The 8884-nt window shown below is 72.2% G+C and carries 8 protein-coding genes; 2 read left to right on the top strand and 6 right to left on the bottom strand.

The genetic code is table 11. The annotated features are described in order from the left end of the window. Nucleotides 1–1210 (bottom strand): MMPL family transporter (locus MXD58_RS13645; protein ID WP_374616074.1); only part of this gene is annotated, 1210 nt, incomplete at its 3' end. 163 nt (nt 1211–1373) lie between these two features. Continuing rightward, the gene (locus tag MXD58_RS13640) at nt 1374–2285 is read right to left on the bottom strand and encodes a phosphoribosylaminoimidazolesuccinocarboxamide synthase (RefSeq protein ID WP_248839217.1); all 912 of its coding nucleotides are present in this window, start codon (nt 2283–2285) and stop codon (nt 1374–1376) included. Between the two features lie 208 nt (nt 2286–2493). Here MXD58_RS13640 and MXD58_RS13635 point away from each other — a divergent pair, with 208 nt between their 5' ends. Continuing rightward, nucleotides 2494–3039 carry a hypothetical protein gene (locus tag MXD58_RS13635; protein WP_248839218.1) on the top strand — a complete coding sequence of 182 codons (546 nt, stop codon included), beginning with the start codon at nt 2494–2496 and terminating at the stop codon, nt 3037–3039. Between the two features lie 67 nt (nt 3040–3106). Here MXD58_RS13635 and MXD58_RS13630 read toward each other — a convergent pair whose 3' ends face one another. Further along, nucleotides 3107–3874, bottom strand: a complete 768-nt coding sequence (locus tag MXD58_RS13630) for a tyrosine-protein phosphatase (protein ID WP_248839219.1) — start codon at nt 3872–3874, stop codon at nt 3107–3109. Between the two features lie 431 nt (nt 3875–4305). Between MXD58_RS13630 and MXD58_RS13625 the strand changes: the two genes are divergently transcribed. Beyond that, nucleotides 4306–5220 (top strand): CehA/McbA family metallohydrolase, encoded by a 915-nt coding sequence (locus tag MXD58_RS13625; protein WP_248839220.1) that lies wholly within the window; start codon nt 4306–4308, stop codon nt 5218–5220. An 85-nt stretch (nt 5221–5305) separates the two neighbouring features. Here the strand turns inward: MXD58_RS13625 and purB are convergent, their stop codons facing one another. Genes purB through purD form a run of 3 tightly spaced genes read right to left on the bottom strand, consistent with a single transcriptional unit; the run spans nt 5306 to nt 8453 of the window. Continuing rightward, nucleotides 5306–6613, bottom strand: coding sequence for an adenylosuccinate lyase (purB, locus tag MXD58_RS13620; protein WP_248839221.1), 1308 nt, complete (start codon nt 6611–6613; stop codon nt 5306–5308). Next, on the bottom strand, nt 6610–7134 hold the full coding sequence (gene purE, locus MXD58_RS13615) for a 5-(carboxyamino)imidazole ribonucleotide mutase (protein ID WP_248839222.1): 525 nt from the start codon (nt 7132–7134) through the stop codon (nt 6610–6612). Before purE ends, purB begins: the two co-directional genes overlap by 4 nt. A gap of 2 nt (nt 7135–7136) precedes the next feature. Beyond that, nucleotides 7137–8453 carry a phosphoribosylamine--glycine ligase gene (gene purD / locus MXD58_RS13610; RefSeq protein WP_248839223.1) on the bottom strand — a complete coding sequence of 439 codons (1317 nt, stop codon included), beginning with the start codon at nt 8451–8453 and terminating at the stop codon, nt 7137–7139. Between the last annotated feature and the right edge of the window lie 431 nt (nt 8454–8884).

Raw genomic sequence — 8884 nt, 5'->3', positions numbered from 1 at the left:
ACCGCCGGCCGCGCCGGGCACGCGGGGCGGTCGCGCTCCGCCGCCGCCACGGCAGCCGCAGCATCTCCACCCGGTCACCGAGCATCGACAGCAGCGCCGGCAGCGCGGTGAGGGAACCGAGCACGGCGATCAGAACGACGATGATCGTGCCGACGGCGACGCCGGTGAACGCGCCCATCCCGGTGACGAACAGCCCGGCGAGCGACGCCGCGACGGTCAGGCCCGAGGTGAGCACGGCGTGCCCGGACGTCTCGGCGGCGATCTCCAGGGCGCGCTCCGGCCCGTGGCCGGCGGCGCGCTCCTCCCGTTCCCGGCGGATGTAGAACAGTGCGTAGTCGACCCCGACGGCGAGGCCGATCAGCAGCATGACGGAGGTCGCGGTGGCATCCGTCGGGAACGCCCGGCTGGCGAAGGCGACCAGGCCGATCGAGGCGACGAACGCGGTCATCGCCAGCGCCATCGGCACCAACGCGGCGATCACCGCGCCGAACACCGCCAGCAGGATGCCGAGGGTGAGCGGAAGCGCGAGCAGTTCGGCCCGGTGGAAGTCCTTGCCGAGGGTGGCGTCGAGCGCCTTGTTGGCGCTGGCGTCGCCGAACTGTTCGACCGACAGGGTGGGATGCGCCGCGCGGACAGCGGCGACCGCGTCCAGCGCCGGGTCGACCGAGGCGTGGTCGTCCTCCGTGCCCTTGAGGTCGAACGTGAGCAGCACCGACCGCAGGTCATGGGACACCAGACCGGGATCGGCGGTGACCCCCGCCGCGGCCACCGGGCCGCGCAGCGCGATCGCGACCCCACTGGCCTGGATCCTGGTGGCGGCGTCGGCCAGAGTGGCGCGGATCTGCGGGTCGGCCAGCAGCGTCTGGGCGTCGACCGCGGGAGTGGCGCGCTGGATGAGCACGTTCTCGGTGGCCGTGTCGACGTAGCCATGCTCGGCGAGGAGGTGCTGGGCGCGGCTGTCCTCGCCGACCGAGTAGTCGATGTCCTTGAGGGAGTTGGTCCCGACCAGGCTGCCGATGACGATCGCGAGGACGACGCCCAGCAGCCACCCGCCGACGGCCAGCTTGCGGTGGCGGACGCTCCAGCGCGCGGCCCGCGCGGCGAGGTGGGTCGGGCGCCGCGGCGGACCGGTCGACGGCCCGGTGTCCACTGGGCCTCTGTCGAACCTGTGAGCTGGGGGGGCGGCGGGCGAACGGGGTGTCGAGCGCATGGAACGACGATCTCGTCTTGCCCGTTCATGGTCACTGCGGTGAGCTACCGAGTTCCCGCTGCGGGCAACCGGCGTTCGCGCGCTGCGGTCAGCCGCCGCGCCGGGGTGGGGCTGTCCCCACCCCGGCCGCGGGCGCGCTGGCGGTGCCTCGGGTGGTGGAGCCTCAGGTGGTGGAGAGGTAGTCCTTGAACGAGATGCCGGTCAGCCGCTCGTAGGCCTCGACGTAGCGGGCCCGCGTCGCCTCGACGACGTCGTCCGGCAGGGCCGGCCCCGGCTCCGTGCGATCCCAGCCGGTGCTGGTCAGGTAGTCGCGGATGTACTGCTTGTCGAAGGAGGGCTGGGCGCCGCCCGGTGCCCAGGTGTCCTCCGGCCAGAACCGCGACGAGTCCGGCGTCAGCACCTCGTCGGCGAGGCGCAGCGTGCCCTCCTTGTCATGGCCGAACTCGAACTTGGTGTCCGCGAGCAGGATGCCCCGCTCGGCCGCGAGGTCGGTGGCCCGCCCGAAGATCTGCAGGGTGAGCCGTTCCAGCTCGGCGGCGAGCTCCGCGCCGACCCGCCCGGCCGCGTCGTCCCGGCTGATGTTCTCGTCGTGCTGGCCGATCGGCGCCTTCGTCGATGGCGTGTAGATCGTCGCCGGCAGGCGGCTACCGTCCACCAGGCCCGCGGGCAACGGGTGGCCGCTGACCGCCCCGGTCCGCTGGTAGTCCTTCAGACCGCTGCCGGTCAGGTAGCCGCGGGCTACACACTCGATGAGCACCATGTCCAGACGCCGGCACAGCATCGACCGGCCGCGCAGCTGCTCGGCGTACGGCGCGAGCTCGGCGGGGTACTCGTCCACGTTCGAGCTGATGACGTGCGATGGGACGAGGTCCCCGAGCTGGTCGAACCACCACAGCGACAGCCCGGTCAGCACCGCGCCCTTGTCCGGGATCTCCGTCGGCAGCACCACGTCGAACGCGGAGATGCGGTCGCTGGCTACCAGGAGCACCGCGTCGTCCCCGACGGCGAACAACTCCCGGACCTTGCCCGAACCCAGATGCGTGAGTCCGGCGAACTCCTCATGTGTCAGCGGCATGCGATGACCGTACCCATCTCGCGCGTCCCTCCGTGGCCGGTCGCGACCCAGGCCATGCCCAGGTCAGCCTCGCGGCGACGAGAAGTCCGGCTCCGCACATGCGGGTTGGGCCGCGGCCACCGAACATGGACCTCGGCGGTCCGCCTGGCCGCCGGCACCAGATCATCGGCGCCGGACGCGGATTCGCTCGGACGGGGGATGCAACGACGTGGACATCTCACCCGGATACGACAGCCGCGCCGAGGCCCGTGACCGTGACCGCCTGAGCCGGCCCGAGCACGGGATCTACGGGACCGTGCTGACGGCCGGGCTGATCGCGGCCCAGGATCCGCACGCCGACCCACTCCACGAGATCGTCGTCGACGTCCTGATCACCGTGGTCGTCTTCTGGCTCGCCCACGGGTACGCGCACGCGGTCGCCCGCCCGTTCAACACCGGTGGCGGGTCGGCCGGTGCGAGCGAACCGCTGCCGCCGCGCGGCGCCCGCCTGGCCTGGGCGTCGCTGCTGGCGAGCTGGCCGCTGGCGCGGGCGTCCATCGTGCCGGTCGGGGTGTTGGTGGTGGCCCGGCTGGCCGGTGCGACCGTCGACAACGCCCAGAACATCGCGCTGTGGGCCTGTGTCGTCCTGCTCGCGCTCTGGGGACTGCGGGCCGGCCGGGCGGCGGGTTCGACCGGCTGGCGACTGGCCCGGCAGGTCACCGTCAGCGCCCTGTTCGGCGTCGCCCTCGTGATCCTGGAATCGGCCATCCACTGACCCGCCGGCTGGCCCATCCGCGTCCCGAGCGGAGGGGCCACCAGTGCGGGCCACCGGGGCCGGCGGCCTACAGCGGCTGGCTGACCAGGAACTTCGCCTTCAGGACCTGCAGGGTCTGCGGGCTCAGGCCGAGGCCCTGGACCGCGTAGTTCTCCAGCGTTCCGTAGGAGGTCGTCACCTGGTCGAGGCCGGCCTGCAGCACGGCTGCCGCGAAGCTCGGGAGCTGGCTGAGGATGTCCGCCGGGGCCGGGAGTGCGGGCAGCGCCGCGGCGAGCGCGGACTGGACGGCCGGCGCGCTGAGGAAGGCCGTCGCGCTGCTCGCGAAGCCCTGCGCCACGGTCGCCGGGTCCGCGCCCAGCAGGGAGAGCAGCACGGTGGGTGCCAACCCCGTCGGGTCCTTCGCGGCCAGGCAGCGTAGGTGCGGCGAGGAGCTGGAACTCCCGGATGCCGCCACGAGGTCTGTGACCAGTGTTCCGACGACCTTGCCGGCTGTCGGGCTGGCGATGAAGGCCCGCACGCCGTTCTCGACGAGCAACTGCACGTCCGCGGCGGTGACCGGGGTTCCGGCCGGCGGCAGACTCAGACCGTTCTCGGTGGCGAAACGGACCAGTGTGGTCACCGCCTGGTCGGCCGTGGCGCGGTTGAACGTCTGGGGCCGGACGGCGAGTCCGAGGCCGGCGAGGCCCGGCGTAGGCGCGGCGCTGACGGACAGCGTGCTCGAGTAGGCCGTGGAGCTGGCCATGGCGGGGGTGGCGGCGACCGCCAGGAGCGAGCCGGAGATGGCAATCGCACCGACCAGCGCGACAGGCCGGCCCAGTGCGGACAAAGTAGACACGGGATTGGACGCTAGGGCCTGCCCGATGAATACCGCAAGGGATCTTCTCCCACCGGAAATACAATTTTCAATGTGGATTTGGGCAGGTTTCGGGGCGAAGCGGGTCGGAGTAGGTCCCGGCAGGGCCGCGAACCTCGGGTGAACGGGGCGCGGCGGCGGGCCGGCTCGCCGGGATCCCGGCGGACCCAGGGTCGTCCGGACCGCCTCCGAGCCCACGGCCGGCCCGCCGCGGGGCCGGGCACACCCCGTCTGACCTCGCCGTCGTCGTTCACGAGCCGACCGCCGGCGGTCTCGCCCGCCATCGCCAGCGCGCTGACACCGCCGGGCGCCGATCGTCTGGAAGTCGCCCAGCCAGCCCGTGGAATCGGTACGATTGGCCGCGATCGGGGAGCGTTGGCTGTCGATTCCGGAGCGGTCGAGATCGGTTCCGAATGGACCTACCGTTCAACCTGCCTGGACGGTTCTGGCGCGGAAACCTGCACACCCATTCCGACCAGTCGGACGGCGCGTTGTCCCCGGCGGACGTCGCGCACCGCTACCGCGCGGCGGGTTACGACTTCCTGGCGATCACAGATCATTTCCGGGCCCGCTATGGATTCCCGCTGACCGACACCCGGCCGCTGCGCATGACCGGCTTCACCACGCTGCTGGGCGCCGAACTGCATGCCCCCCGCACCGAACTGTCCTCGGAATGGCACATCATCGCCGTCGGTCTGCCGCTTGGGTTCCTGCCGCCCGGTCCCGGCGAGACCGGGCCGATGCTCGCCCGCCGGGCGCGGGCGGCGGGGGCGTTCATTGGGATGGCGCATCCCGCGGCGTCACTGCTGACCCTGGCCGACGCGGAAAGCCTCGACGCGGCGCACTCGGTCGAGGTCTACAACGCTCTGGCCGCTCGCGATGACCGTGCCGACAGTTGGCACCGGACCGACCTTCTGCTCGCCAGGGGGCATCGCCTCGGTGCCTATGCCGCCGACGACGCCCATTTCCAACCCCAGGATCCGCCGGGCTGCGCCGCCTGGGTCCAGGTACGCACCGAATCCCTCGAACCGGATTCGCTCCTCGCAGCGCTCAAGGCAGGTCATTATTACGCGAGCACCGGCCCTGAGCTGCACGACGTCCAGTTTTCCGGCGGACGGGTCGCCGTGCGCTGCTCACCTGTGAGCAAGGTTCTGCTCACGGGCGGCGTTCCGGGCGTCGAGGCCATCGAAGGGTCGGTACTGACGGAGGGCGACCTGCCCGTTGCGAGGTTTCGGCCGTCCGGCTACTGCCGGGTCACCATTGTGGATGCCGCCGGCCAACGTGCCTGGACCAATCCGATTCCCCTGTCCGGTCGGACCGCATGCTGATGATGTGGTGGCACCGGCCTGCCACGGACACCTGGGCCTGGAGATGGTGGGGTCGGCGGTCTGCCCGCCGACCCCGGCATTCCTGTCAGGTGAGCGCAGCGAGGGCGTCGAACACGGGGCCCAGGCGTTCGGTGTAGCGCTCCGGGCGGCTGACGTCGTCGAGGCGGGCCTCGTCCAACGGCAGGCCGCGGTCGGCGGCGTGCTTGCGCAGGGTCTCCCGGAACGAGATGGACGTCTGCCAGGTCTCCATCGCCGCCGCCTGGGTGATGGCGTAGGCGTCCTCGCGGGACAGGCCGGTCTCGACCAGTTCCAGCAGCACCGCCGAGGTGTAGACCAGGCCACCGGTCGCGTCGAGGTTCGCCCGCATCCGGGCGACGTCGACGACCAGGCCGCGGACCAGCCGGGTGGTCAGGTTCAGCAGGTAGTCGGCGCCGGCGGCGGCGTCCGGCAGGGCGATGCGCTCGGTGGACGAGTGGGAGATGTCCCGCTCGTGCCACAGCGGCACGCCCTCCAGCACCGGGACGTACTGCGCGCGGACGATCCTGGCCAGGCCGGCGATGCGCTCCGACATGATCGGGTTCTTCTTGTGCGGCATCGCCGAGGACCCCTTCTGCCCGGAGCCGAACGGCTCGGACAGCTCCCGGACCTCCGTGCGCTGGCCGTGGCGCACCTCCAGGGCCACCGCCTCGCAGACGGTGGCGAGCCCGGCGAGCGCGGCCACCCAGCTCGCGATGCCGTCGCGCAGCACCACCTGGGTCGCGACCGGCGTCGGGCGCAGGCCCAGCTTCTCGGCGACGTAGGCCTCGACGTCCGGCTCGATGTTGGAGTACGTCCCCACCGCACCGGAGATCTTGGCGACGGCCACGTCCGCGCGCGCCGCGCGCAGCCGGTCGCGGCAGCGGGCCAGGCCGAACGCGAGGTCGGCGACCCGGTGACCGAACACGGTCGGCTCGCCGTGGATGCCATGGGTGCGCCCGACCCGCAGCGTGCCGCGGTGCGCGAGACCCAGCTCGCGCAGCGCCGCCACCAGCGCGTCCGCCTTAGCGAGCACGATGTCGGTCGACTCGACGAGCTGCAGCGCGAGCGCGGTGTCCAGCAGATCCGACGAGGTCATGCCGAAGTGCACGTACGCGGCGGCGGACCGGGGCTCGGTGCGGTCCGCCCAGGCGGTGAGGAAGGCGATCACGTCGTGCTGGGTGACGGCCTCGATCTCGGCGACGGCCTCGGGCGTGGGCGCGGGCGCGGCTCGGACGGGCTCGACGGAGTCGGCGGGGATCCGGCCGGCGGCGGCGTGCGCCTCCATGACCAGCACCTCGACCTGGCACCACAGCTCGTACTTGTGCGCCTCCGACCACACCCGGCCCATATCCGCCAGGGTGTAGCGGCCGATCACTGACTCACGCCAGCGGTGGCTGCCGCCGCCAGGCCTTCCGCGGCGTTGCGCTCGAAGTCGTCCTTGAACTCGGCGAGCTTGAACCCGAGGTCCGGGTCCGCCAGCGCGAGAATCTGGATCGCGAGGATCGCCGCGTTCGTCGAGTTGTTCAGCCCGACGGTGGCGACCGGGACACCTGGCGGCATCTGCGCGATGGCCAGCATGGAGTCCATCCCGTCCAGCGCGCCGCCGGAGATCGGCACGCCGATGACCGGCAGGGTGGTGAGGGCAGCGACCGCGCCGGGCAGTGCCGCGGCGAGACCGGCTCCGGCGATGACCACCTGGATCCCCCGGGCCCGCAGCTGACCGACGTAGTCGGCGAGGGTGCGCGGGGCACGGTGCGCGGACACCGACACCTGCTCGTAGGGAACGCCGAAGCGTTCCAGGGTGGCGCCTGCCTTGCTCATCGTCTGGCTGTCCGACGGTGAACCGAACACGACGGCCACCCGCGCCCGCGCGGACTCGCTGCTGCTCTGCGACACGCTTACTCCTTCTCCCTGTTTCTGGGCCGCGATGGATCCTCTCCGATCGCGGTATCCGCTCGGCGCACGTCGGCCGCGTGACGCATGCGCGACGGGTCTCCGATATCGGTGCGGTAGTGGGCGCCGGCCAGCGAGATCCGGCTGACGGCCTCGTAGGCAGATCCTCGCGCGGACTCCAGGTTCGAGCCGATCGCCGTGACGGACAGCACGCGGCCGCCGGCCGAGACGATCCTGCCATCGGCGTCCTGCCGGGTACCGGCATGCAGGACATCCACGCCCGTGAGCGCGTCGGCGGTGGCCAGCCCGCCGATCGGGTCGCCCAGTCGTGGCGACTGTGGGTAGCCATGCGCGGCGACCACGACGGTGATCGCGGCGCCCGAGCGGAAGCGCGGCGTTGCCCGCCCGGTGAGCACGTCCGTCAGCGGAGTAGCGAGCAGGGCGAGGATCGCCTGCACCTCGGGATCGCCGAAGCGGACGTTGAACTCCACCACCCGGGGCCCGCGGGTGGTCAACGCGAGACCCGCGTAGAGCAGGCCGGTGAACGGGGTGCCGCGCCGGGCCATCTCGTCGACGGTCGGCCGGATCACCGTCGAGACGATCTCTGCGGACAGGCCGTGGGAGGCCCACGGCAGCGGTGTGTAGGCGCCCATGCCGCCGGTGTTCGGGCCGGTATCGCCGTCTCCGACCCTCTTGTGGTCCTGCGCCGGCAGCAGCGGCAGGATCGCGCCGGACTCGGTGACCACCGCGAACAGCGAGACCTCCGGTCCGTCCAGGTACTCCTCCAGGACGACGCGGTCGCCGGGTTCGCGCAGGCTGGCGCGCACCGCCGCGACGGCGGCCGCGCGGTCCTCGGTGACGGTCACGCCCTTGCCGGCGGCCAGGCCGTCGTACTTCACCACGTACGGCGGGCCGAACGTGTCGAGGTCAGCGAGCGCCGGCTCGACCTCGGTGTGGTCCCGGGAGGCGGCTGTCGGCACTCCGGCGGCGTGCATGACCTGCTTGGCGAACGCCTTGCTGCCCTCCAGGCGGGCCGCCGCGCCGCTGGGCCCGAAGACAGCCAGACCGCGGGCCCGCACCTCGTCGGCGGCCCCCGCGACCAGCGGCACCTCGGGCCCGATCAAGGTGAGGTCCGCGCTGACCTTCTCGGCGAGGTCCGCGACCGCGTCCGGATTCGCGACCTCCAGCTGCCGCGGCTCGGCAAGGGCGATGGTGCCGGCGTTGCCCGGCGCGCACACCAGAGCGTCCACCCGGGGGTCGCGTGCGAGCGCCCGGCACAACGCGTGCTCGCGCCCGCCGGAACCGACGACCAGAATCTTCATGTGTTCACCTCGGTGACGCGGGCGGTGGCGGCACCCCTGCTCCCGACGCCGGGCGCCGGCGCGTGGATCCGCGCGTCAGCCCGCGGGCGGCGCGAAATCGTGGTCGCGGCGGGGGCGGGCCGTGGGGCACGGCGGCCGAGTTCGGTCACTGTCACAGACTAACGTGACCAATGATCATCATGATGGGCGTCCGGCCCCGCTCTGACCGGGCTCGGTGGATTGCGCCGTTCGGGCCCATCGCCGCGCACACAACCCCGATGACCGGGCCTTTATGTTCCGCGTGTTTCACATCACAGGTAGGTCGGCCCAGGGTGGATCACTGTCAGAGACCGACCCCGGAGCGCCAGAGCAGATGGGGGGTGAGTCCCACTGCGTGGTGTAGATCGGGAGCGGCTGGTTGATCGTCCGGGGTGCGGGTGTGTCGCTCCGAG

Origin of the sequence: Frankia sp. AgKG'84/4 (assembly GCF_023242965.2) — a bacterium.
Taxonomy (GTDB): Bacteria; Actinomycetota; Actinomycetes; order Frankiales; family Frankiaceae; genus Frankia.
The sequence above is the reverse complement of the archived record's forward strand: the minus strand, read 5'-3'. Positions and strand labels throughout refer to the sequence as shown.